The 25663-nt window shown below is 39.8% G+C and carries 26 protein-coding genes, 1 rRNA gene and 2 other annotated features; all 27 genes read left to right on the top strand.

The genetic code is table 11. From position 1 onward, the window contains the following. A 5S ribosomal RNA gene (gene rrf, locus HCB49_RS14485) occupies positions 1 to 76 on the top strand; the annotation flags it as partial. A gap of 146 nt (positions 77 to 222) precedes the next feature. Then, positions 223 to 681, top strand: a complete 459-nt coding sequence (locus tag HCB49_RS00005) for a CtsR family transcriptional regulator (RefSeq protein WP_003723894.1) — start codon at positions 223 to 225, stop codon at positions 679 to 681. Between the two features lie 12 nt (positions 682 to 693). Beyond that, entirely contained in the window at positions 694 to 1212 is a 519-nt protein-coding gene (locus tag HCB49_RS00010) for a UvrB/UvrC motif-containing protein (RefSeq protein WP_185603669.1), read from the top strand. Then, positions 1209 to 2231, top strand: coding sequence for a protein arginine kinase (locus HCB49_RS00015; RefSeq protein WP_185603670.1), 1023 nt, complete (start codon positions 1209 to 1211; stop codon positions 2229 to 2231). Before HCB49_RS00010 ends, HCB49_RS00015 begins: the two co-directional genes overlap by 4 nt. A 28-nt stretch (positions 2232 to 2259) precedes the next feature. Further along, positions 2260 to 4722 (top strand): ATP-dependent Clp protease ATP-binding subunit, encoded by a 2463-nt coding sequence (locus HCB49_RS00020; RefSeq protein WP_185481545.1) that lies wholly within the window; start codon positions 2260 to 2262, stop codon positions 4720 to 4722. Between the two features lie 147 nt (positions 4723 to 4869). Next, positions 4870 to 6243, top strand: coding sequence for a DNA repair protein RadA (gene radA / locus HCB49_RS00025; RefSeq protein WP_008946642.1), 1374 nt, complete (start codon positions 4870 to 4872; stop codon positions 6241 to 6243). 130 nt (positions 6244 to 6373) lie between these two features. Next, entirely contained in the window at positions 6374 to 7447 is a 1074-nt protein-coding gene (locus HCB49_RS00030; RefSeq protein WP_185390473.1) for a PIN/TRAM domain-containing protein, read from the top strand. 19 nt (positions 7448 to 7466) lie between these two features. Beyond that, a complete protein-coding gene (ispD, locus tag HCB49_RS00035; protein ID WP_185603671.1) occupies positions 7467 to 8165 on the top strand; it encodes a 2-C-methyl-D-erythritol 4-phosphate cytidylyltransferase in 699 nt (232 codons plus the stop codon). After that, positions 8158 to 8631 carry a 2-C-methyl-D-erythritol 2,4-cyclodiphosphate synthase gene (gene ispF, locus HCB49_RS00040; RefSeq protein ID WP_185603672.1) on the top strand — a complete coding sequence of 158 codons (474 nt, stop codon included), beginning with the start codon at positions 8158 to 8160 and terminating at the stop codon, positions 8629 to 8631. The genes ispD and ispF overlap by 8 nt, the downstream gene beginning before the upstream one ends. An 18-nt stretch (positions 8632 to 8649) precedes the next feature. Further along, on the top strand, positions 8650 to 10125 hold the full coding sequence (gene gltX / locus HCB49_RS00045; protein ID WP_185603674.1) for a glutamate--tRNA ligase: 1476 nt from the start codon (positions 8650 to 8652) through the stop codon (positions 10123 to 10125). A gap of 102 nt (positions 10126 to 10227) precedes the next feature. After that, positions 10228 to 10454, top strand: a binding site (T-box leader). A gap of 69 nt (positions 10455 to 10523) precedes the next feature. Continuing rightward, entirely contained in the window at positions 10524 to 11138 is a 615-nt protein-coding gene (gene epsC, locus HCB49_RS00050) for a serine O-acetyltransferase EpsC (RefSeq protein ID WP_185603676.1), read from the top strand. A gap of 6 nt (positions 11139 to 11144) precedes the next feature. Next, positions 11145 to 12560 carry a cysteine--tRNA ligase gene (gene cysS / locus HCB49_RS00055; protein WP_185481549.1) on the top strand — a complete coding sequence of 472 codons (1416 nt, stop codon included), beginning with the start codon at positions 11145 to 11147 and terminating at the stop codon, positions 12558 to 12560. A 3-nt stretch (positions 12561 to 12563) separates the two neighbouring features. Beyond that, complete coding sequence (locus HCB49_RS00060) at positions 12564 to 12974, top strand: Mini-ribonuclease 3 (RefSeq protein ID WP_069001297.1); 411 nt, start codon at positions 12564 to 12566, stop codon at positions 12972 to 12974. Next, a complete protein-coding gene (rlmB, locus tag HCB49_RS00065) occupies positions 12974 to 13729 on the top strand; it encodes a 23S rRNA (guanosine(2251)-2'-O)-methyltransferase RlmB (RefSeq protein ID WP_061668661.1) in 756 nt (251 codons plus the stop codon). Before HCB49_RS00060 ends, rlmB begins: the two co-directional genes overlap by 1 nt. A 2-nt stretch (positions 13730 to 13731) precedes the next feature. Further along, positions 13732 to 14244: an NYN domain-containing protein gene (locus tag HCB49_RS00070; RefSeq protein ID WP_008946653.1), complete on the top strand. Its 513-nt coding sequence runs from the start codon at positions 13732 to 13734 to the stop codon at positions 14242 to 14244. Between the two features lie 80 nt (positions 14245 to 14324). Beyond that, entirely contained in the window at positions 14325 to 14930 is a 606-nt protein-coding gene (locus HCB49_RS00075; RefSeq protein WP_003732831.1) for an RNA polymerase factor sigma-70, read from the top strand. A gap of 103 nt (positions 14931 to 15033) precedes the next feature. Continuing rightward, a complete protein-coding gene (gene rpmG / locus HCB49_RS00080) occupies positions 15034 to 15183 on the top strand; it encodes a 50S ribosomal protein L33 (RefSeq protein WP_003728079.1) in 150 nt (49 codons plus the stop codon). Positions 15184 to 15202: 19 nt separating this feature from the next. Next, positions 15203 to 15382 carry a preprotein translocase subunit SecE gene (gene secE / locus HCB49_RS00085; RefSeq protein ID WP_003726895.1) on the top strand — a complete coding sequence of 60 codons (180 nt, stop codon included), beginning with the start codon at positions 15203 to 15205 and terminating at the stop codon, positions 15380 to 15382. A 128-nt stretch (positions 15383 to 15510) separates the two neighbouring features. Beyond that, a complete protein-coding gene (gene nusG / locus HCB49_RS00090) occupies positions 15511 to 16044 on the top strand; it encodes a transcription termination/antitermination protein NusG (protein WP_003726896.1) in 534 nt (177 codons plus the stop codon). A gap of 54 nt (positions 16045 to 16098) precedes the next feature. Next, on the top strand, positions 16099 to 16569 hold the full coding sequence (locus tag HCB49_RS00095; protein WP_185603678.1) for an Imm63 family immunity protein: 471 nt from the start codon (positions 16099 to 16101) through the stop codon (positions 16567 to 16569). Between the two features lie 125 nt (positions 16570 to 16694). After that, entirely contained in the window at positions 16695 to 17120 is a 426-nt protein-coding gene (rplK, locus tag HCB49_RS00100) for a 50S ribosomal protein L11 (RefSeq protein WP_003718336.1), read from the top strand. Positions 17121 to 17159: 39 nt separating this feature from the next. Further along, positions 17160 to 17849: a 50S ribosomal protein L1 gene (gene rplA, locus HCB49_RS00105; RefSeq protein ID WP_185603679.1), complete on the top strand. Its 690-nt coding sequence runs from the start codon at positions 17160 to 17162 to the stop codon at positions 17847 to 17849. A 48-nt stretch (positions 17850 to 17897) separates the two neighbouring features. After that, positions 17898 to 18042 (top strand) — a sequence feature (ribosomal protein L10 leader region). Positions 18043 to 18097: 55 nt separating this feature from the next. Beyond that, a complete protein-coding gene (rplJ, locus tag HCB49_RS00110; RefSeq protein WP_003732833.1) occupies positions 18098 to 18598 on the top strand; it encodes a 50S ribosomal protein L10 in 501 nt (166 codons plus the stop codon). A 78-nt stretch (positions 18599 to 18676) separates the two neighbouring features. Next, positions 18677 to 19039, top strand: coding sequence for a 50S ribosomal protein L7/L12 (gene rplL, locus HCB49_RS00115; RefSeq protein ID WP_003729189.1), 363 nt, complete (start codon positions 18677 to 18679; stop codon positions 19037 to 19039). A 299-nt stretch (positions 19040 to 19338) separates the two neighbouring features. Further along, positions 19339 to 19944: a class I SAM-dependent methyltransferase gene (locus tag HCB49_RS00120; RefSeq protein ID WP_185603680.1), complete on the top strand. Its 606-nt coding sequence runs from the start codon at positions 19339 to 19341 to the stop codon at positions 19942 to 19944. Positions 19945 to 20288: 344 nt separating this feature from the next. Then, positions 20289 to 21467 (top strand): RtcB family protein, encoded by a 1179-nt coding sequence (locus HCB49_RS00125; protein ID WP_185603681.1) that lies wholly within the window; start codon positions 20289 to 20291, stop codon positions 21465 to 21467. Between the two features lie 500 nt (positions 21468 to 21967). Next, a complete protein-coding gene (gene rpoB / locus HCB49_RS00130) occupies positions 21968 to 25522 on the top strand; it encodes a DNA-directed RNA polymerase subunit beta (protein ID WP_003729181.1) in 3555 nt (1184 codons plus the stop codon). Positions 25523 to 25663: the final 141 nt, after the last annotated feature.

Here is a 25663-nt window from a genome sequence, read left to right on the forward strand (position 1 = left end):
CGAACACGGTAGTTAAGCTTCTCCGCGCCAATGGTAGTTGGGGGCTTCCCCCTGCGAGAGTAGGTCGCTGCCGGGCAATTTGAAAAAGTCCTAATTATTTAGGGCTTTTTTTGTTTATAAAAAGATAAATAAATTGCTAATAGATAGGGATATCTAGTATAATTAAAGTCAAAAATAGTCAAAGTCAGTGATTTGTAAAAAATAGAAAGGAGATTCCTTATAGTGAAAAATATTTCTGATATTATAGAAGCTTATTTGAAGCAAGTCTTGGAGTCTAGTGAAGCAGTTGAAATTAAAAGAAGTGAAATTGCAGACAAATTTGAATGCGTGCCTTCGCAAATTAACTATGTAATAAATACTAGGTTTACAATGGAACGAGGTTATATCGTTGAAAGTAAACGTGGTGGTGGTGGATATATTCGAATTATTAAAGTGAAGATGAATGACAAACTTCAATTGTTAGAAGCGATTATATCGATGGTTCATGATAAAAAGGTATCTCAATCATTTTCTGAGGATGTTATTTTGAGATTGCTTGAAGAGGAAGTTATAACGAAGAAAGAAGCGAGATTAATGGTTGCGGCGTTAGACCGTGAAGTGTTGATTTTGCCTTTACCTGATAGGGATATTTTGAGGAGTAGAATTTTAGAGGCGATGTTGGTTGCTTTGAAATATGATTAGGGTGTGATGACGATGATTTGTCAAAGATGTGGGGAAAATAAGGCTGTTATTGCTTTACAACAATTCAATGAGTCTGGGAAAGTGGAATCATTGTATCTATGTGAAGATTGTGCAGCGACAGAAGCACTTTCTTCGGAAAAAGATTTAGTTAAAGCGATGGATACTTTTAGTGAGGTTGCACTTGATTTTTTGACGTTGTTGCAAAAAGAAAAAAATGCGCAGAAAAGGATTGTTTGTGGGAATTGTCAACTTAGTTTTGAGGAATTTTTACAAACTAATCGAGTTGGCTGTTCGGAATGTTATTCGGCTTTTGAGGAGCAGTTGGTGCCGATTATTGGGCGAGTTCAGAATGGCTATACAAAACATGTTGGTAAAGTGCCGGCTGAGGTTGAGCGAGCTGAGGGTGTTCAAAATGAGATTAGTCGCTTGCAAGAACGCTTAGGACAATTAGTTAAAAATGAGGAGTTTGAAGAGGCTGCAGTTATTCGTGATCAAATTAGGGCTTTGAAAGCTGGGGGTGAGGATAAATGAATGTATTTGAACCTCGGCTTAGTTCTTGGTTAGAGAATGCTGGTGATGACGATGATGTTGTTTTGAGTTCACGGATTAGGCTAGCTAGGAATTTGAAGGATGAACGTTTTCCAATTTATGAGCAGAAGGAAGAAATTGTTGATACTATTGCAGCTGTTTTTGATAAGAATTTTACTTTATTTAAAATGAATCAGATTTCTTTATTGGAAAAGGCGCTTTTGGTGGAGAAGCATTTGATTAGTCCTTATATGATGAATAAGAGTGAGTATGGGGCTGTTCTTTTAAATGAGGAAGAGAACGTTAGTATTATGTTGAATGAGGAAGATCATTTGCGGATCCAGTGTATGACACCGGGATTGCGGTTGTTTGATGCTTTAGAGGCTGCGCTGCAAATTGATGGTTATGTAGAAGAGAAGTTGACTTATGCCTTTGATAGGCAGTTTGGATATTTGACGAGTTGTGTGACGAATATTGGGACTGGGATGAGGGCTTCTGTGATGGTACATTTGCCGGGGCTCGTGACGACGAAAAGGATTAAAAGTGTGATTGAAGCGATTAGGAGCCTAGGTTTTGTGGTAAGAGGTATATACGGGGAAGGTAGCATGCCTGCAAGTAATATTTTTCAGGTTTCGAATCAAGTGACTTTAGGTAAAACGGAAACGGAAATTGTGGAAGATTTAACGCAAGTCATGGAACAAATTATTATGCAAGAACGTGTGGCTAGAACTACTTTGAAGCAAAAATTTCATATTGCACTGGAAGATAGAGTTTTTAGGTCATATGGATTATTGATGAATTGCCGAATTATTTCTATGAAAGAAGCGGCGGATGCTATATCGGATATACGACTTGGTGTAGAATTAGGGTTTTTCGAGCATATTTCTCGCCAAAAAATGAATGAATTGGTACTATTTTCGCAACCAGCTTTTTTGAGAAGAGAAGCGGGGCGCGATATGGATGAATTAGAAGAGAAAGTAATACGGGCCAAAGTGATTCGCGAGATTTTGGGCGATAAATGATGAGGCTTACGATAAGGAGGAAACAACAATGATGTTTGGACGTTTTACGCAAAGAGCTCAGAAAGTACTCGCGTTGTCACAAGAAGAGGCGATGCGTTTGAATCATAGTAATTTAGGGACAGAACATATTTTATTAGGTCTTGTAAGAGAAGGCGAAGGGATTGCGGCGAAAGCTCTTTATGAACTTGGGATTAGTTCGGAAAAAGTGCAGCAAGAAGTGGAAGGATTAATTGGTCATGGGGAAAAAGCTGTGACGACGATCCAATATACACCTCGTGCGAAAAAAGTAATTGAACTTTCCATGGATGAGGCTCGTAAATTAGGGCATACTTACGTTGGGACAGAACATATCTTACTTGGGCTTATTCGTGAAGGCGAAGGAGTTGCGGCGCGAGTTTTAAGTAATCTTGGTATTAGTTTGAATAAAGCTCGTCAGCAAGTTCTACAGCTCTTAGGTGGCGGTGATGCTACTGGGGCAGGAAGACAAACAAATACGCAAGCTACACCGACTTTAGATAGCTTGGCACGTGACTTAACGGTTATTGCTCGGGAAGATAATTTGGATCCGGTTATTGGTCGTTCTAAAGAAATACAACGTGTGATTGAGGTGCTTAGTCGCCGGACGAAAAATAATCCAGTACTTATTGGGGAGCCTGGTGTCGGTAAAACGGCGATTGCAGAAGGCTTGGCACAACAAATTGTTCGTAATGAAGTACCTGAGACTTTACGAGGAAAACGCGTGATGACGCTTGATATGGGGACTGTTGTAGCAGGTACAAAATATCGTGGTGAATTTGAAGACCGTTTGAAAAAAGTAATGGATGAAATTCGCCAAGCTGGTAATGTTATTCTATTTATTGATGAGTTGCATACGTTAATTGGCGCTGGTGGAGCGGAAGGTGCGATTGATGCATCGAATATCTTGAAGCCGCCACTAGCTCGTGGAGAGTTGCAATGTATTGGTGCAACGACGCTGGATGAATACCGTAAATACATTGAAAAAGATGCTGCTTTAGAAAGACGTTTCCAACCGATTAAAGTTGATGAACCATCTGTTGAAGAGTCTGTTCAAATTTTGCATGGTTTGCGTGATCGTTATGAAGCGCATCACCGTGTTGCTATTACTGATGAGGCGCTTGAAGCAGCTGTGCGGTTATCCGATCGCTATATTTCAGATCGTTTCTTACCAGATAAAGCGATTGATGTTATTGACGAAGCAGGTTCTAAAGTACGTTTGAAATCTTTTACAACACCGAAAAATGTAAAAGAAATGGAAAACAATTTATCTGATTTGAAAAAAGAAAAAGATGCGGCTGTTCAAGGGCAAGAATTTGAAAAAGCAGCGTCATTACGTGATAAAGAGCAAAAACTTAAAAAATCTTTAGAGGAAACGAAAGCGAATTGGCAAGAGAAACAAGGACTAGATCACAGTGAAGTAACGGAAGATATTGTTGCGGAAGTGGTTGCGAGTTGGACTGGGATTCCAGTTGCGAAACTTGCGGAAACTGAGACGAATAAACTTCTAAATATGGAAAAACTTTTACATGAGCGTGTGATTGGGCAAGATGCAGCTGTTAAAGCCGTGTCACTTGCAGTTCGCCGGGCTCGTGCAGGGCTTAAAGATCCGAAACGTCCGATTGGTTCCTTTATTTTCCTTGGACCTACTGGGGTTGGGAAAACGGAACTTGCACGTGCGCTTGCTGAGTCGATGTTTGGTGATGAGGATTCAATGATTCGGATTGATATGTCCGAGTATATGGAGAAATTCTCGACTGCTCGTTTAGTAGGGGCTCCTCCTGGTTATGTTGGATATGAAGAAGGTGGACAACTGACTGAAAAAGTTCGTCAAAAACCTTATTCAGTAGTACTTTTAGATGAAATTGAAAAAGCGCATCCGGATGTATTTAATATGTTGCTACAAGTGCTGGATGATGGGCGTTTGACTGATTCTAAAGGTCGTGTTGTTGATTTTAGAAACACGGTAATTATCATGACTTCCAATATTGGGGCTCAAGAAATGAAACAAGATAAATCAATGGGCTTTAACGTGGTGGATCCGATTAAAGATCATAAAGCAATGGAGCACCGCGTTTTACAAGACTTAAAACAAGCTTTCCGCCCAGAATTTATTAACCGGATTGACGAAACAATTGTGTTCCATTCGCTACAAGAAAAAGAATTGAAACAAATTGTTACGCTGCTAACTGCGCAATTAACGAAGCGCTTGGCTGAACGTGATATTCATGTGAAATTAACAGAAGGCGCGAAAGCTAAAATCGCTAAAGACGGCTATGATCCAGAATACGGAGCGCGTCCTTTGAAACGAGCTATTCAAAAAGAAGTGGAAGATATGCTTTCTGAGGAATTGCTTCGTGGTAACATTAAAGTAGGCGATTACGTTGAAATTGGTGTGAAGGACGGAAAATTAGAAGTTAGAAAAAAAGCTGCGCCTAAAAAGAAAGCGACTGCTAAAAAAGTAAAAGCAAAATAAGTGAGAAACCTTCCTTAATCTAATTTTAAGGAAGGTTTTTTGTGCAAAATGGAGGATTAGGGCTGAAAATACGAATTTGGCGAAAAGGGTTAACGCGAACAGATGATCTGTGGTAAAATGAAGCATATGTATGGAGGGATGTAAAAAATGGCTAAGGCAAAAAGGACGACCAAATTTGTATGTCAGGCATGTGGGTATGAATCGGCAAAATGGATGGGTAAATGTCCGAATTGTAATGAGTGGAATCAGATGGTGGAAGCTTTAGAACCATCAAAGAAATCGCGCTCAGCTTTTAATCATACAGGAGAGCCTTCGAAAGCGACTCCGATTACGCAGATAGCAAGTGAAGTAGAAAAACGTGTTGAAACAAATATGCCAGAATTGAATCGCGTTTTAGGTGGCGGTGTAGTTCCGGGATCTATGGTACTCGTTGGTGGGGACCCTGGTATTGGGAAGTCTACTTTATTACTACAAGTATCGGCGCAACTTACGCTTACAAATAAAAAAGTATTATATATTTCTGGGGAAGAATCTATTAAGCAAACGAAACTTCGTGCAGAACGATTGCAAGTTTCTGGGGATAATTTATATGTTTATGCAGAAACAAATTTAGAAGCTGTTCAGGAAACAATTGATTTTGTGAAGCCTGATTTTGTTGTAATTGACTCAATCCAGACAGTTTATCATCCGGATGTTACGAGTGCGGCGGGGAGTGTTTCGCAAGTTAGGGAATGTACAGCAGCATTGATGCGAATTGCTAAAATGCAAAATATTGCTATCTTTATTGTAGGGCACGTAACAAAAGAAGGGGCGATTGCTGGGCCGCGTCTACTTGAACATATGGTAGATACTGTGCTTTATTTTGAAGGAGAGCGTCACCATGCTTACCGGATTTTGCGTGCAGTGAAAAACCGTTTTGGCTCAACGAACGAAATGGGTATTTTTGAAATGCGAGATGTTGGGCTTGTTGAAGTTGCCAACCCATCCGAAGTTTTCTTGGAAGAACGTCTTGAAGGTGCATCAGGTTCAACGGTTGTAGCCTCAATGGAAGGGACGCGTCCGGTTCTTGTGGAAATTCAAGCGCTAGTTTCACCGACGATGTTCGGTAATGCTAAGCGAATGGCGACTGGAATCGACTATAATAAAGTATCGCTAATTATGGCTGTTTTAGAAAAACGAGTAGGCTTAATGCTGCAAAATCAAGATGCTTATTTGAAAGCGGCTGGTGGAGTGAAGTTAGATGAGCCAGCAGTGGATTTGGCTGTTGCAGTGAGTGTAGCATCTAGCTATCGTGACAAACCAACGAAAAGTACGGATTGTTTTATTGGAGAACTCGGACTTACTGGGGAGATTCGACGTGTGGCAAGAATTGAGCAACGTGTGCAAGAAGCCGCAAAACTTGGCTTTAAACGAATTTTTATTCCTAAAAATAATGAGGGAACTTGGAAAATACCAAAAGATGTACAAGTAGTTGGCGTAGAAACAATTGGAGAGGCTTTAAAGAAAGCTTTGCCGAACTGAAAATAAATACTTGCGGGATTCCGTGAGTACTATTTGCGGTATAGTCTTTTAATAGTGTAAAATAGTGCTATATGTATATTGGTAATAGCCCGATTATATATAAATGAAAAATGAGAAAGGAGGAAACTAAATGCTTACATGGGTAATTCGAGTGTGTTTTTTAATTCTAGGTGGGACAACGGGAGTCTTTTCGCTGCCAACACTTTGGGTGAAGCTTGGAATAGGACACATTTTGCTAATTAATAATCCTTATACTGATGCTCTGATTGGTGCACTTATATTTTATCTTATTACTTTTTGGGCGGTGAAATATGTAGAAGCCGCACTTAATTGGTTAGAGGAAAAATTAGCTAAAATTGCTATTGCAACTCTTGTTTATGGGGGACTTGGTTTATTTGTAGGATTAGTCATTGCATTTTTCGCGAGCAATGCACTAAGTCAAACCAATATTCCGCTTTTAAATTCTGTAGTACCAGTTATTTTAACGTTAGTGCTGGGTTATTTAGGGTTCCGAATTGGAATTAGTCGTCGCAATGAATTTGGGAATTTTGTCAATAACAGAAATGCTAGGAAGAAAACGCCGGAAGAAGAGCAAACGGAAGAAAAATCTAAGAAAACATATAAAATTTTGGATACGAGTGTTATTATCGATGGTCGTATTGCAGATATTTTAACTACTGGATTTTTAGATGGAACGGTTGTTATTCCATTGTTTGTATTAGCTGAACTGCAACATATTGCGGATTCATCCGATACACTTAAACGGACAAGAGGTCGTCGTGGATTAGATATTTTAAATCGAATCCAAAAAGAGGACGCTATTCAAGTGGAAATGTATGAAGGTGATTTTGAAGACACGCCAGAAGTTGATAGCAAACTTGTAAAACTTGCTAAAGTAATGGGCGGGATTGTTGTGACTAATGATTATAATTTAAATAAAGTATGTGAATTCCAGAATGTACCAGTTTTAAATATTAATGATTTGGCTAATGCTGTGAAACCTGTTGTTTTACCAGGAGAGAAGATGACTGTTCTTATGGTTAAAGATGGTAAAGAGCATAATCAAGGCGTTGCATATTTAGATGATGGAACGATGATTGTTGTAGAAGATGGTCGTAAATTTATTAATGAAACAATCCAAGTTGAAGTAACGAGTGTACTTCAAACATCAGCAGGAAGAATGATTTTTGCTAAGCCATCCTGATTGGAAGGGGGAAATAAGCATGAATTATGAGCTGGTTTTTTTAGCGGCAGGTCAAGGGAAGCGTATGAATGCCCAGAAGAATAAAATGTGGCTAGATCTAGTTGGTGAACCGATTTTTATTCATGCCCTGCGTCCTTTTTTAGCGGATAATCGTTGTTCTAAAGTGATTGTTGTGTGTCAAGAAGAGGAAAGAAAGCATGTAACGAAATTAATGAGTCAGCTAAATGTTACTGAACAGCGAATTGTAATCGTGAAAGGCGGGAGCGAGCGCCAATATAGTGTTGCGGCAGGTCTTGAACGTTGTGGGGCAGAGAGCGTCGTGCTGGTACATGATGGAGCTAGACCGTTCGTTACGATTGATATTATTGATCGATTACTGGTTGGTGTGAAGCAAAACAAAGCTGCAATTTGTGCGGTGAAAGTGAAAGATACGGTGAAGCGAGTTGTGAATGATGTTGTTCAAGAAACAGTTGATCGCGAAAATCTTTGGCAAATTCAAACACCGCAAGCTTTTGAACTGCATATTTTGCAAAAGGCGCATCAGCTTGCTAGAAAAGAACAATTTTTAGGGACGGATGAAGCTAGTTTGGTGGAGCGAATCCCTTGTCCGGTTGCTATTGTCCAAGGAAGCTATTATAATATTAAGCTGACAACTCCTGAAGATATGCCGCTTGCGAAGGCGATTTTAGGAGAACTTGGAGGGAAAGTAAATGATTAGAATTGGTCAAGGTTATGATGTACATAAACTTGCCTACGACCGAGAGCTGATTATCGGCGGGATTAAAATTCCTTATGAAAAAGGTTTGCTTGGCCATAGTGATGCAGATGTGCTGCTTCATGCTATAACTGATGCTATTATCGGGGCGATTGGGGTCGGAGATATTGGTCATTTTTTCCCTGATACAGATATGGGTTTTAAAGATGCGGACTCAGCGGAGTTACTTACTGAGATTTGGCAGAAAGTAGAGGCGGATGGTTTTCGTCTTGGGAATTTAGACGCTACTATCATTGCTGAACAGCCTAAAATGGCACCATATGTAACCCGAATGAAGCTGAGAATTGCGGAGTTGCTACATGCGGATCCGACGCAAGTGAATGTAAAAGCAACTACTACAGAAAAATTAGGATTTACTGGTAGAGAAGAAGGCATCGCGAGTCTTGCGGTTGTCTTACTTGAAAAATAATTGAAGGAGTGAATAATTGTGAGTGAAACAAAACGAGTACGTGTGCGTTATGCGCCAAGTCCAACTGGATTTTTGCATATTGGGAATGCACGTACTGCCTTATTTAACTATTTATTTGCAAGACATAATGATGGAGATTTTATCATTAGAATTGAAGACACGGATGCTAAACGTAATATAGCTGATGGTGAAGAAAGTCAAATGACAAACTTGAAATGGCTTGGCATGGACTGGGATGAAGGTGTGGATGTTCCTGGGAAATACGGACCTTACCGTCAATCCGAACGTCAATCTATTTATGAGCCGCTAATTCAAGAACTTTTGGACAAAGATTTGGCATATAAATGCTATTGTACAGAAGTAGAATTAGATGCAGAACGTGAAAAACAAAAAGCAAATGGTGAAATGCCTCGTTATAGCGGGAAATGTCGCCATTTAACAAAAGAACAACAAGCGGAAAAAGAAGCGCAAGGCTTTAAACCGAGCATTCGTTTCAAAGTGCCTGCAAATGAAACAATTACTTTTAACGATATGGTAAAAGATGACGTTTCTTTTGAGTCAAATGGTATTGGTGATTTTGTTATTGCGAAAAAAGATGGAATTCCGACGTATAACTTTGCGGTAGCTGTGGATGATCATTTGATGGAAATCTCGCATGTTCTTCGTGGGGATGACCATATTTCGAATACGCCGAAACAAATTATGATTTACAATGCTTTTGGTTGGGAGCCGCCAATTTTCGGTCATATGACGCTGATTGTAAATGAAAGTAGACGCAAATTAAGTAAACGTGATGGCTCGATTATTCAATTTATCGAACAATATCGTGATTTAGGATATTTACCAGAAGCATTATTTAACTTTATCGCTATGCTTGGTTGGTCTCCTGAAGGGGAAGAAGAAATTTTCTCTAAAGAAGAGTTCATTAAGATGTTTGATCCGAAGCGTTTATCTAAATCACCAGCATTATTTGATAATGTTAAATTGACTTGGGTAAACAACCAATACGTGAAAAAATTACCACTAAATGATGTCGTAGAGCTTTCTTTACCTCATTTACAAAAAGCGGGCGTTGTATCTGCTGAGTTAGACCAAGCAGAACTTGACTGGGTGCACAAATTAGTGTCACTTTATCATGAACAAATGAGTTATGGTGCTGAAATTGTGCCACTTTCAGAAATGTTCTTTGCGGATGCTGAGTCGATTACTTTTGATGAAGAAGAAACAGCAGTTCTTGCGGAAGAAACTGTGCCAACTGTTATTTCGGCCTTCAAAAAAGAATTAGAAGCACTGGAAGTTCTTGAAGCGGCGGAAGTAAAAGCTGCTATCAAACGTGTTCAAAAAGAAACTGGTGTAAAAGGTAAAGGTTTATTTATGCCAATTCGTATCGTGACAACTGGTGAAATGCATGGTCCGGAATTACCACTTGCAATCGAGGTTCTTGGCCTTGAAAAAGTGCTTAATCGTTTGGATACATGGTTGAAAAATAATTAATTTAAAGTGAAAGCATCTCGGCTATTTGCGGGGTGCTTTTTTATTTTGATATATTTCAGTTGCAAGGAATTTTATTGCTGTTATAATAGAACTAAATATACGGAAAAAGTGCTGATGGGAAGAAGTACGGAATTCTAAGCTTGAAGAGAGAGTCGCCATGGCTGGAAGCGACTTAGCTGAACACTCCTGAAATGCCTCCCTGAATTCTAGTGGGAAATTTAAGTATCACTAGACGAAATGTGGGTCGTTATCCCCACCCCTAGAGTTGGAGTAGATGCTACAATTAGCAATGCTCAAGTCAGAGTGGAACCGCGCAAAGCGTCTCTGTATCGGAGGGGCTTTTTTTGTTGGTTTAGGTTCCAATAAAAATGTACAAACTTGAATAAGGAGGCAACAAAATGCCAACTCGCTTAAAAGAAGATATTACAACAATTATAAAGAATGACCCTGCGACGAAGAGTTTTTTTGATGCTTTTTTAACAAATCCGGGATTACACGCACTTTGGTGGCATCGAGTGGCGAACTTTTTTTATCGTCATAAAATGGTTTTGTTGGGAAAAGTATTAGCGCAGACTGCTCGTTTTTTGACTAATATAGAGATTCATCCAGGCGCAACTATTGGTAGAAGGCTTTTTATTGATCATGGTGCAGGAATTGTTATTGGAGAAACGGCAGAAATTGGCGATGATGTAACGATATTCCACGGGGTTACGCTAGGTGGAACTGGGAAAGACTGCGGGAAACGCCATCCAACTGTCGGTGACGGGGCGCTCGTTTCAGCAGGAGCAAAAGTACTTGGACCTGTAGAAATTGGAGCAGACGCGCGTATTGGTGCGGGAGCGGTCGTTTTAAAAGACGTACCACCAGGCGCAACTGTTGTTGGAATCCCAGCGAAGGTTGTGCGATTGAATGGTCGTACGGTAGGGCATGCGGTCCCAAAAATGGACGAATTAACGTTACGAATTGCGGAATTAGAAAATATAGTAGAAAAACTTTTAAAGGAAAAGGAGTAGATCTGATTGTCGATACAAATTTTTAATACGTTAAAACGAGAGAAAGAGCCTTTTAAACCGCTCAAAGATGGCGAAGTGAAAATGTATGTTTGCGGGCCGACTGTTTACAATTACATTCATATCGGAAATGCGCGGCCAATCATCGTTTTCGATACAGTTCGTCGCTATTTTACGTATCGTGGCTATGATGTGAAGTTCGTGTCTAATTTTACAGATGTGGATGATAAATTGATTCGTGCGGCGAATGAACTGAAATTGACGGTTCCGGAAGTGGCGGACCGCTTTATTGGCGCTTATTTTGATGATGTGGATCAACTGAATGTGGCGAAAGCGACTGTGAATCCACGTGTAACGGAAAATATGGACGAAATTATTCAAATGATTAATACATTAATCGAAAAAGGGTATGCGTATGAGTCGGCTGGGGATGTATATTTCCGAACGAAGAAATTCAAAGATTACGGCAAACTGTCTGGGCAAGAATTATCGGAGCTGCAACACGGGGCTCGGGTTGAATATAATGAGCGCAAGCAAGATGAACTGGATTTCACTCTTTGGAAAGCTGCAAAGCCTGGTGAGATTTTCTGGGAAAGTCCATTTGGAAATGGTCGCCCAGGTTGGCATATTGAATGCTCGGCGCTGGCGAAAAAATATCTTGGTGAGACGATTGATATTCATGCGGGTGGGCAAGACTTAGTATTTCCTCACCATGAGGACGAGATTGCTCAATCCGAAGCGGCAACTGGGAAAACATTCGCGAACTACTGGATGCATAACGCCTTTTTAAATATTGATGGGGAAAAAATGTCCAAATCGCTTGGGAATTTTATTACGCTTCATGATGTGTTGAAAGACAATGATCCCAATGTGATTCGGTTCTTCATGTTATCGGTGCATTACCGGAAGCCAATTACGCTGAACGATGCGATTTTGGAGGATGCGAAAAATGGGTTGGAGCGTTTAATGATTGCTTACCAAAATATTGACCACCGCATTCAAACGGATGATGGTGAATATGTCGAAGAAGCGCATGAGGACGAGTGGTTGGAGCAACTGACCGAATTAAAACAAGCTTTTGAAGATGATATGGATGATGATTTCAATACAGCGAATGCCATTACAACTTTCCACGAACTTGCAAAACGTGCCAATATTTATCTGGCAAAAGAAACAGTTTCTATCAATGTTCTGCGAGAATTTTTAAGCATGATGCGTTTATTCGCAGAAGTATTAGGCTTGAAATTAGAAAATACGCAAACGGATTCGCTGGATGATAGCGAAGTAGAGGCGCTAATTGAAGAACGTCTGCAAGCGCGAAATGAACGTAATTTTGCACGAGCTGATGAAATCCGAGACATTTTGAAAGAAAAAAATATTATTTTGGAAGACACTGCGCAAGGCACGCGGTTTAGACGGGGGTAAATCATGGCAGAAGTGAAAGAATACAAACAATTGAATGGCCTTGCACTTGCTTACATGGGTGATGCGGTGTATGAAAAATTTATCCGTGAATATTTACTTGCGGCAGGGAAAACCAAACCAAACCAATTGCACAAAACGGCAACAAAATTCGTTTCTGCAAAAGGGCAAGCCGTGGCGCTGAAAGCTATGATTGCAGAAGGTTTTTTGACAGAGGAAGAAGACCGAATTGCCAAACGTGGCCGAAATGCCAAGTCGTATACAGTGCCTAAAAACACAGACCCGGGAACATATAGCATGTCAACCTCTTTTGAAGCGGTGCTCGGTTACCTTTATTTAGCGGGTGAAATGGACCGACTGCAAGAATGGATGGAAAAGGCGCTTGAAATAGTAGAAAAAGGAGTGGAAAATAACTAATGGAACAAGAAAATGAGCAAGAGTGGATTGGCGGGAGAAATCCTGTCCTTGAAGTGTTACGATCTGATCGAGATATCCATAAAATATACGTACAAGAAGGTTCTCAAAAAGGTGTTTTAAAACAAGTGCTAACTTTGGCGAAGGAACGTAAAATCCAAGTCCAATTTGTGCCAAAACAAAAAATCGAAAAAGTGGTAAGTGGTGCACATCAGGGTGTTGCGGCTCAAGTGGCGGCGTACCAATATGCAGAACTTGACGATTTATTCGCAGCAGCTGAAGCGAAAGAAGAGATGCCATTTTTCATTATTTTAGATGAATTAGAAGATCCGCATAACTTAGGTTCGATTATGCGTACGGCTGATTCTGTTGGTGCGCATGGGATTATTATTCCGAAACGCCGCTCAGTAGGATTAACGCAAACTGTTGCAAAAGCTAGTACTGGCGCAATGGAGTATGTACCAGTGGTTCGTGTGACGAATATGGTGCGGACAATGGAAGAATTGCAAAAACGTGGACTTTGGATTTTCGGTACTGATGCGAAGGGGAGCAGCGATTACCGGACGATGGACGTGGATATGCCGCTTGCTATTGTTATTGGTAGTGAAGGTTTCGGAATGAGCCGCTTAGTTCGCGAAAAATGCGATTTTCTTGTTCATTTACCAATGCGTGGAAAAGTTACATCACTTAATGCTTCTGTTGCAGCGAGTTTGTTACTTTATGAAGTTTATCGGAAACGTTTCCCTCTGGAGAAATAAAGATGGAACAAATTCTGCTTGTTGACGGGTATAATGTGATTGGGGCTTGGCCGGAATTAAGTTATTTGAAAGATCGTGATTTGGAAGCGGCGAGAGATAAGCTGGTTGAATGGATGGCGGAGTATCAAAGTTATACGGGATACCGGGTTGTGGTCGTTTTTGATGCACAGTTTGTCCGAGGTGTGAAGCGGAAAAGTAAGAAATATCAGGTAGAAGTAGTTTTTACACATGAGGACGAAACGGCAGATGAATACATTGAACAAAAAGCAATTGAATGGAAGAATGTGCGGACGCAAATTATGGTAGCGACCTCTGATTATACAGAACAGTGGGCTATTTTTGGACAAGGCGCGTTACGGATTTCTTCTCGAGAACTACTTTTTGAAATTCAAGAAATGAGCAAACAAATCGGTCAGAAAATCAAGCGAATTCAGGAAGAAATGCCAAAATCTAACCTTAATCTAGATTCTGATGTTATTTCACAGCTCGAAAAGTGGAGAAGAGGCGAGGAGTAAGGGATTGACGGTATGTTTCTGACTATGTATAATGGAGCAACCATAGAAGAAATCCTGTCGTAAAGGAGCCGATTAGCCTAGTGGATAATTCAGTGAATCAAGAAGAACTTGCGATGCTCGAACTAGCGAGAAGCGGTGATACAGAAGCGCTAGAATATTTTTTCAGTAAGTATCAGTCAGTTATTTACTGGAAATCAACCCAGTATTTTCTGCAAGGTGCTGAGCGGGATGATTTAATCCAAGAAGCGATGATTGGTCTTTTCAAAGCGATTCGTGATTATGACAAAACCAAAGAAGCTTCTTTTCGATCATTTGCAGAAATGTGTATTAACAGACAGCTTCTTTCGGCGGTCAAACGGGCGTCGAGACAGAAGAATATTCCGCTTAATAATTCGGTTTCGCTTGATACGCCAATGGCTGAGGATGATGTGGACTGGACTTTGCTCGATGTTATTTCCGAAAAAGCAGCCGAAACCCCAGAAGACTTTTTAATCAAAAATGAAGATTTAACGCATGTAGCACGTCAACTAGAACAAGTCACAAGCGAATTTGAAAAAGAAGTTTTAAAACAATATTTAGAAGGCAAGAGCTATCAAGAAATGGCACTTTTCTTCAATAAAAAAGAGAAAGCAATCGATAATGCCCTACAACGCGTCAAAAAGAAAATGATGAAACAGCTAGAATGAAAAAACAATTGACTAGCTAGTAGCCAAATGTTATATTTATATGGATGAAATGTGCCTATTTTTTGGCATGGCATATTTAATGATTGCGGAGTTGAGATAATTTATGAAGAAGAAAACATCCCTCGCTTGTTCTGAGTGTGGTTCAAGAAACTATACGGTCAATGTTAGCGGGACGCAGAAAGAAACTCGCTTAGAAGTGAAGAAATTCTGCCGACACTGCAATAAACATACATTACATCGAGAAACAAAATAGACGATATGGAGGTTTTGGTATGTCTGCAATAGCAAGATTCTTTCGGAATGTTTCGTCCGAAATGCACAAAGTTACGTGGCCAACTAGAAAAGAACTTTTAACATACACAGTAACAGTAGTTATTACAGTAGTTTTATTTGCTCTATTCTTTATGTTAATTGATTTCGGTATCGAACAAATTATTAAACTTATCGTGTAGTGCTAGGAATTTTACAAAGATAATGATATACTATTACTTGAGACAAAACCCGTACAACTTTCGGGTTTTTTATTTTGGATTATACTAAAAGGAGGATGGCGGCAAAATAGGATGCTGCCAACTAAACAATGGAAAAAAATTGGTATGTAGTTCATACTTACTCCGGTTATGAAAATAAAGTCAAAGCAAACTTAGAAAAACGTGTAGAATCAATGGGCATGTCAGATAAAATCTTCCGCGTTATCGTACCGGAAGAAGAAGAAACAGAAGTAAAAAACGGCAAAACAAAAACAATCAAACGTAAAGTTTTCCCTGGTTATGTACTAGTAGAAATCGTTATGACAGATGATTCTTGGTACGTTGTTCGTAATACTCCAGGTGTTACAGGGTTCGTTGGTTCAGCAGGTTCAGGCTCAAAACCAACACCATTACTTCCAGAAGAAGCAGATCGTATTCTTAAAAGCATGGGCATGGTTGAAAAACGTGCAGAAGCTGACTTCGAAATCGGCGAAACAGTTATGGTCAAAGAAGGGCCATTCGCTGACTTCTCTGGTAAAGTGGACGAAATGGACAACGACAAAGGTAAAGCGAAAGTCATGGTTAACATGTTCGGACGTGAAACACCAGTCGAAGTTGATTTCAATCAAATCGAAAAACTTTAAAATTTGCAACCTCTACATTTATTTGTGGAGGTTGTTTTGTTAGGAGGCGAAAAAATGGACAAAGCGAAACAGGCTTATCTGGATTTTAAACGAGAAGCAGATTTTTTAGAACTCGATTTCCCGTTATACTTAGGTGATGGTCCAGGTTTCGGCGAGCTTTGCATGGATTATAACGAACAAGATGGGTATATGCTCTATGGGTATGAACGCGGCAAACGTAACAGTGAATTTAAAACAACAAATTTTGAAGAATTTAAATACGAGGTTTTCTTGCATATTTGTTGGTATATGGGAATGGAATTTGAGCTGCGGCACCGCAAAGAAGACATGCGGCACGACGATAATATTTTAGAAACAGACACTCGGAAAATCGCTTTTGAAAAAACATTGCAATTACTAAAAATGGTAAATCCAGCGTGGCTTGATAAAGCTGCACTTGGCTACACTGCCTATTTGAACTTATGGCGTGAAAATAAAAACGTTTATTTCGATAAAGAAGCCATGCAATTTAAAGTAAATCCATAAAAAATCTTGCAACTAAACATTTAAAATGGTATCATATATAAGTACGTTTTTGACGTATGTTTTAACGTGGGAGGGGAAATATCAGCCCCAGTCAACCACATCACGGACTTAAGGAGGTATGTCTCGTGGCAAAAAAAGTGATTAAAGAAGTTAAACTTCAAATTCCAGCAGGTAAAGCAAATCCTGCACCTCCAGTTGGACCTGCATTAGGTCAAGCTGGCGTAAACATCATGGGATTCTGTAAAGAGTTTAATGCTCGCACAGCCGATCAAGCTGGTCTTATTATTCCTGTTGTGATCACTGTATTTGAAGACCGTTCGTTTACGTTCATCACTAAAACTCCACCAGCAGCTGTATTACTTAAAAAAGCAGCTAAAGTGGAAAAAGGATCCGGTGAACCAAACAAAACAAAAGTTGCATCTGTAACTCGCGCTCAAGTACAGGAAATTGCTGAAACAAAAATGCCAGACCTTAACGCTGCAAATGTTGAATCTGCAATGCTAATGGTTGAAGGTACTGCACGTTCTATGGGTATCACTATCCAAGATTAATCGTGTGTTTCACAATTTGACAATTAAGGAGGAAAAGAAATGGCTAAAAAAGGCAAAAAGTATCAAGATGCTTTAAAACAAATTGATGCAAATAAAGTTTACACTGCAGAAGAAGCAGTTGAACTTGCTAAAAAAATTGACTTCGCTAAATTCGATGCAACTGTTGAAGTAGCATTCCGTCTTGGCGTTGACCCTAAAAAAGCGGACCAACAAATCCGTGGTGCTGTTGTATTACCAAACGGTACTGGTAAAACTCAACGCGTATTAGTATTCGCAAAAGGTGAAAAAGCTAAAGAAGCTGAGGCTGCTGGAGCTGATTACGTTGGTGAATCTGAATTCGTTGAAAAAATCAACCAAGGTTGGTTTGAATTTGACGTTATCGTTGCTACACCTGACATGATGGGTGAAGTTGGTAAATTAGGCCGTGTCCTTGGACCAAAAGGTTTAATGCCAAACCCTAAAACTGGTACAGTAACTATGGACGTAACTAAAGCAGTTAACGAAATTAAAGCTGGTAAAGTAGAATACCGTGTTGATAAAGCTGGTAATGTCCACGCTGCAATCGGTAAAGTATCTTTTGATGCTGCTAAACTAGTAGAAAACTTCCGTACTGTGAATGACGTTCTACAAAAAGCAAAACCTGCTGCTGCGAAAGGTACTTACGTGAAAAATCTTTCTGTAACTACTACTTTCGGACCTGGAATCCAAGTTGACCCAGCTAGCTTATAAAATTTAACTTGACCAGTCTCTTCTATTTTGATAAGATAGGCTAGTTGAAACAATCAAATATCCTTACCGTAGACAGTTGGTGCGTTTACCGCTTAAATTTTGCCACCCGAGGGATTTCTTTTGAAGTGTGCGTCCGCGTGCATTTTACAAAAACCTCTGACGTCTACGGTGTCAGAGGTTTTTTGTTGCTGATCAAACGGAACTTGTGTCTGTTTAATTAGATTTAATTGTTGGACGGAGGTGGAAAAATGAGTAAAGTTCTTGAAGCTAAACAAAGTGCAGTAGAAGAAATTAAAACAAAATTATCAGCTAGTGCGTCTACAGTAATTGTTGATTACCGCGGCTTAAACGTTGGCGAAATCACTGATCTACGTAAACAATTGCGTGATGCTGGTATTGAGTTTAAAGTTTACAAAAACTCACTAACTCGCCGTGCTGTTGAAGCTAACGGTTATGAAGGTTTAGAAGGAGCTCTAACTGGTCCTAACGCAATCGCATTCAGTAATGAAGACGTAGTTGCGCCTGCGAAAATCCTTAACGATTTCGCTAAAGATCATGAAGCACTAGAAATCAAAGCCGGTGTTATTGAAGGTAAAGTTGCTTCTCTTGAAGAAATTAAAGCACTTGCAACACTTCCATCACGCGAAGGATTGCTATCTATGCTTTGCAACGTACTTCAAGCTCCAGTTCGCGGTCTTGCTATCGCTACTAAAGCTGTTGCTGACCAAAAAGAAGGACAAGAAGCATAATCTGTTCTACCCAGGGGAAACCCTACAAACAAATCTCGGTTAAATCCGAAAAAATTATATTATTGGAGGAATTTCAAAATGGCTTTAAACATTGAAGAAATCATTGCTTCCGTAAAAGAAGCATCTGTATTAGAACTTAACGATTTAGTAAAAGCAATCGAAGAAGAATTTGGCGTAACTGCTGCTGCTCCTGTAGCTGTAGCTGCTGCTGGTGGCGGTGCTGCTGAGCAAACTGAATTCACTGTAGAACTAGCTTCTGCTGGAGATTCTAAAATCAAAGTAATCAAAGTGGTTCGTGAAATCACTGGTCTTGGCTTAAAAGAAGCTAAAGAATTAGTTGACAACGCTCCTAAAGCTCTTAAAGAAGGCGTTGCTAAAGACGAAGCTGAAGAAATCAAAGCTAAACTTGAAGAAGTTGGCGCTAACGTAGAAGTTAAATAATTAACTTGAAGACCTTAGATTCTAGTTATCTAAGGTCTTTATTTATTTTTAGTAATTGAGTGCTTTCGAATGAGGGATTAATCCTTTAGAAGGCTTTTTTTATTGGTATTACAAGCTAGTATAAAGAGATGGATTAGTTTTCTGAGGGGTTATATATGGCAATTAAATTTATATCAAAATCTGAATTAGAAGTAATGTCTGTTGATCTATACAAAGCGCCTGTTTTTCTTTCGTTAACGCTACTTTAGAAGGGGATTTTATGCTAAAATAGCTAGAGATACGAAAGGAAGGTGCGGTTCTTGACTAACAATCATTACTACACAAACGACGAAACAATTAAACACAACCGAAAAACATGGCAAGTGATGTTAAAACGTTTTAATATGAGTTTTACAAGTGACAATGGCGTGTTTTCCAAAAACACGGTCGATTTTGGTTCGAAATTATTGATTGAATCTTTTGAGTTAGAAACGAAAATAGGGAAAATTTTGGATGTGGGTTGCGGCTATGGTCCGATGGGGTTAACGGTAGCGAAAGCGCTCCCTGATAGCCAAATTGAAATGGTGGACGTTAATTTGCGCGCACTGGAACTCGCGAAAGAAAATGCGGAAATCAATAAAATTACGAATACGCATATCTATGAGAGTTCGGTTTATGACAATGTAACTGCAAACGATTACCAAGCGATTATTAGTAATCCGCCAATTCGTGCAGGGAAAAAGATAGTTCACGCGATTTTAGAAGGTGCTTACGATCACCTGCAAGAAAACGGGGAACTTTGGATTGTTATTCAAAAGAAACAAGGCGGTCCGTCCGCTGAAAAGAAAATGGAAGAAGTTTTCGGCAATGTGGAGACAGTCGCAAAAGATAAAGGCTATTTCATTTTCAAAAGCGTTAAAAACTAAGTTGTACGAAGCGCGGAAACGTGTTAATATAGAACTACATTTTATTGAGAAAGGACTGAGGGATATGCTTAAACTGAGCGGGGAATTAGAAAAAAACAACCAATCAAGATTAAAGATAATAGGTAGTTCTTTAACGTTCGCGCATATTAAACCCGCGCCTTTTCGAGGTATCGTTCGTTAAAAGTCACGTCCTTCAATCTTTCTTGATTGAGGGGCTTTTTTTATACCAAAAAATAAACGGGAAAGAAGTGAGTCAAATGATTGAAGGAGAACTGAGTAATTTAACTAGCTAGGAAGAGGAATGGGTTTCCATTTCTCTATTAAACAGAAAATGAGGAATAGAAATGCTAACATTAAAAGGACAATATAACGAAGCGACAGTTTTTACGGACAACGTAGATGATAATACGATTGGACAAATTATTACATTATGCAATCAGCCGTTTACGAAAGACAGTAAGATTCGGATAATGCCAGACACGCACGGCGGTAAAGGTTGTGTAATTGGGACGACGATGACGATTCAAGATAAAATTGTACCGAATCTAGTTGGAGTAGACATTGGCTGCGGATTGTACGTAGTGAAATTGAAACCTGGTAAATTGAAAATGGATTTTGATAAACTTGATAAAGTCATTCGCGAACGAGTTCCTTCGGGGAGTAAGACGCACGATAAGCCTGTTGATGATTTTGACTTAGATGGTGTGATTGCGCCGATTAACTACGGCTGGGCCGCGAGAAGTGTTGGGACGCTTGGTGGCGGAAATCATTTTATTGAGATAAACCAAGGTTCGGATGGGATTTATCTTGTGATTCATAGCGGGAGTCGGGTGCTTGGTAAAGAAATCGCGGAGTACCATCAAGAAGTAGCGTATAAAAAATTAGATAAGTTGCGCAAAGAGTTAAAAATAGGTGCAACGGATGCGAAAAAGCATGGCGATTTAGAAATGGCCAACCAATTAAATGGTGAGCGCGAACAAGTGAAGTTGGATTACGATTTATCTTATGTTACTGGTGTAGATTTAAAAAATTATTTAAATGATATGGAAATCGCCCAAAAATTTGCGGCACGTAACCGCTATGTCATGGCGCAAATAATTTTAAAAGCGATGAAATGGGATAAAGCGGTCGTTTCTGCATTTGACTGTGTGCATAATTACATTGATATCGAAAACAACATGCTTAGAAAAGGTGCGACATCTGCGCAACTTGGTGAACAAATTATCGTTCCACTTAATATGCGTGATGGTAGTATTCTTGCAACTGGTAAAGGGAATGCTGATTGGAATTACTCGGCGCCACACGGAGCAGGAAGAATGCTAAGTCGCTCCAAAGCAAAAGCGCAAATCAGTTTGGAAAGTTATCAGGCGGCAATGAAAGATGTTTGGACTACTTCGGTTTCGAAAAAAACAATCGATGAAGCGCCAAAAGCTTACAAATCAGCCAAACAATTACTTGCTGATGTAGAAGATACAATGGAAATTCAAGAGATAATTAAACCTTTATACAACTTCAAAGCGTAATCAAAAAGAAGCGGCAAATATTATAACATGCCGCTTCTTCTTTTTCTAGAAAAATATTTGACATAGGCATAGAGATGTTGTATTATAGTATAATGCCAAAAGAATCTATACCGTTTTTTTGCGCTGCATTTTATTTCAAAATATGATGAAAAATGAAGCGTTTGCGCGGTTTTTGGTGCTATAAATAAACATGGACGTGGTTTTCAGAAATATATGATGAAATCCGCTTTCTTTTTGTCTAAAGCAGCAATTTTTTCTTTTTGAAGTTCCACTTGATTTCCAACTAGGTTTTATCTGATTGCGACTATGCGAATCAGATGTACACGAGGTAGCAGGAAACTTTTGATGAACGATGTTTAAGGCTGATGAAGGGGTATGGAAGTACTTGCTTTTGAACGATTTAACTTAAACATCGGGTGCGGGGGGTTCCACTGTTTTTGTGCCTAAAAGTGAAGTCGGTGTGCTTATAAATTTTTTAATTAATTTGAGGGGTGAATAGTTTGTCAGGACATTCAGGACATGATGTAAAATATGGACGGCATCGTACGCGTAGAAGTTTTGCGCGAATCAGTGAAGTACTTGAATTACCAAACTTAATTGAGATTCAAACAGCTTCTTACCAATGGTTCTTAGATGAAGGGCTACGTGAGATGTTCCGCGATATTTCGCCAATTGAGGATTTTGCGGGTAATTTATCTTTAGAATTCATTGATTACGATCTTGGAGAGCCGAAATATTCGGTAGAAGAATCTAAGAACCGTGATGCAAACTATGCGGCTCCACTGCGCGTGAAGTTGCGCCTAATCAACAAAGAAACCGGCGAAGTAAAAGACCAAGAAGTATTTATGGGTGATTTCCCACTAATGACTGAAATGGGTACGTTCATTATTAATGGGGCAGAACGTGTTATCGTTTCCCAATTAGTTCGTTCTCCAGGGGTTTACTTCAATGGAAAACTAGACAAAAATGGTAAAAAAGGCTTTGGTTCTACTGTCATCCCTAACCGTGGGGCTTGGCTTGAGTATGAAACAGATGCTAAAGACGTTGTACACGTTCGTATTGACCGTACACGTAAATTACCAGTAACTGTTTTACTTCGTGCACTTGGCTTTGGTTCCGATCAAGAAATTATTGATTTAATCGGGGACAATGACTACTTGCGCAACACGCTTGAGAAAGACAATACTGACAATGCTGAAAAAGCACTTTTAGAAATTTATGAAAGATTACGTCCGGGTGAACCCCCAACAGTTGATAACGCTAGAAGCTTACTAGTTTCTCGTTTCTTTGATCCAAAACGCTATGATCTTGCAAGCGTTGGACGTTATAAAATCAACAAAAAATTACATCTGAAAAACCGTCTATTCAACCAAACATTAGCAGAAACTTTAGTGGATCCAGAAACTGGTGAAATTATTGCTTCTAAAGGTGATATTTTGGATCGTCGTAATTTAGATCAAATTATTCCTAATTTAGAAAACGGTGTAGGTTTCCGCACACTTCGTCCAACTGATGGAGTTATGGAAGATAGCGTACTCGTTCAATCTATTAAAATCTACGCACCAAATGATGACGAAAAAGAAATCAACATCATTGGTAACGCGTATATCGAAGAAAATGTAAAACACATCACGCCTTCTGATATTATTTCATCCATTAGCTACTTCTTCAACTTGCTACATGGTGTTGGCGATACAGATGACATCGATCACCTAGGTAATCGTCGTCTTCGTTCTGTTGGTGAACTTTTACAAAACCAATTCCGTATCGGTTTATCCCGTATGGAACGTGTGGTTCGTGAACGTATGTCTATTCAAGATATGACTACAATTACACCACAACAATTGATTAATATTCGCCCAGTAGTTGCATCTATCAAAGAATTCTTTGGTAGCTCGCAGTTATCACAGTTCATGGATCAAACAAATCCACTTGGCGAACTTACGCATAAACGTCGTCTTTCAGCGCTTGGACCTGGTGGTTTGACGCGTGAACGTGCTGGTTATGAAGTACGTGACGTGCATTACTCTCACTATGGCCGTATGTGTCCGATTGAAACGCCAGAGGGACCAAACATTGGTTTGATTAACTCCCTTTCTTCCTTTGCGAAAGTAAATAAATTCGGCTTTATCGAAACACCTTACCGCCGCGTAGATCCTGAAACAAACCGTGTTACAGATAAGATTGATTATCTAACTGCGGATGAAGAGGATAATTACGTAGTAGCGCAAGCGAACTCGAAATTAGACGAACAAGGTACTTTCACAGAAGAAGAAGTTATGGCTCGTTTCCGTTCAGAAAACTTAGCGGTAGAAAAAGAACGTATTGACTACATGGATGTATCACCTAAACAGGTTGTATCTGTTGCGACAGCATGTATTCCGTTCCTTGAAAACGATGATAGTAACCGTGCGCTAATGGGAGCGAACATGCAACGTCAAGCAGTTCCTCTTATGCACCCTGAAGCTCCATTTGTTGGAACAGGTATGGAACACGTATCTGCAAAAGACTCTGGTGCTGCTGTAACTGCCAAACATGACGGTATTGTAGAACACGTTGAAGCTCGCGAAATCTGGGTTCGTCGTGTATCTCTAGTGGATGGCAAAGAAGTAACTGGCGGAATCGATAAATATACTTTACGTAAATTTGTTCGTTCTAACCAAGGTACTTGTTATAACCAACGTCCAAACGTAGCAGAAGGAGACCGCGTTGTTAAAGGAGAAATCCTTGGTAACGGTCCATCGATGGATTCCGGTGAACTTGCTCTTGGTCGTAACGTACTAGTTGCGTTCATGACTTGGGATGGTTATAACTACGAGGATGCGATCATCATGAGTGAACGTCTTGTAAAAGATGACGTTTATACTTCGATTCATATTGAAGAATTCGAATCAGAAGCTCGTGATACAAAACTCGGACCTGAAGAAATGACTCGTGATATTCCGAATGTTGGGGAAGACGCTTTACGTGATCTTGACGAACGTGGAATTATCCGTGTCGGTGCGGAAGTAAAAGACAACGACCTTCTAGTTGGTAAAGTAACACCAAAAGGAGTTACTGAATTAACTGCAGAAGAACGTTTATTACACGCTATCTTTGGTGAAAAAGCACGTGAAGTTCGCGATACTTCATTACGTGTACCTCATGGCGGCGGCGGAATCGTGCTTGACGTGAAGATCTTTACACGTGAAGCTGGCGACGAACTACCACCTGGTGTAAACCAATTAGTACGTGTTTATATTGTACAAAAACGTAAAATCCACGAAGGCGATAAAATGGCCGGACGTCACGGTAACAAAGGGGTTATCTCCCGTATTTTACCTGAAGAAGATATGCCATTTATGCCAGACGGAACACCTGTTGATATCATGCTTAACCCACTAGGGGTACCATCTCGTATGAATATCGGACAAGTACTTGAGCTACACTTAGGTATGGCTGCTCGTGCTTTAGGAATTCACGTTGCAACACCAGTATTTGATGGTGCGAATGAAGAAGACGTTTGGAGCACAGTGGAAGAAGCCGGTATGGCCCGCGATGCGAAAACAATTCTTTATGACGGACGTTCTGGTGAAGCATTCGATAACCGTATCTCTGTCGGCGTAATGTACATGATCAAACTTGCCCACATGGTTGATGATAAACTTCATGCGCGTTCAACTGGACCTTACTCTCTAGTAACGCAACAACCGCTTGGTGGTAAAGCACAATTTGGTGGACAACGTTTTGGGGAAATGGAAGTATGGGCACTTGAAGCATATGGTGCCGCTTATACTCTTCAAGAAATCCTAACGATTAAATCCGATGACGTGGTTGGTCGTGTGAAAACTTACGAAGCGATTGTTAAAGGCGAAAGCGTTCCAGAACCTGGTGTGCCAGAATCCTTCAAAGTACTCATCAAAGAGCTTCAAAGTCTTGGAATGGACGTTAAAATGCTTTCCGCAGACGAAGAAGAAATCGAGATGCGTGACATGGATGATGACGACTTTACTAATCAAAATGATGCCTTCAATATCGTACAACCGGAAAATGCAGCCGCTGAAAAGACTGAGTAATTCGGTTCGATAATTGAGACTCCAAAACAATAAGAAACAATGATTTGTTTTTTGCAAAATATAAAATTAAGCGATCGCTAAGACTTTACCTGAAAAGTCTGGGAAGTGTGCGGGAATCCCCAAGCGCTTCCTAAAGCGAAT

Origin of the sequence: Listeria cossartiae subsp. cayugensis (assembly GCF_014229095.1) — a bacterium.
Classification (GTDB): domain Bacteria; phylum Bacillota; class Bacilli; order Lactobacillales; family Listeriaceae; genus Listeria; species Listeria cayugensis.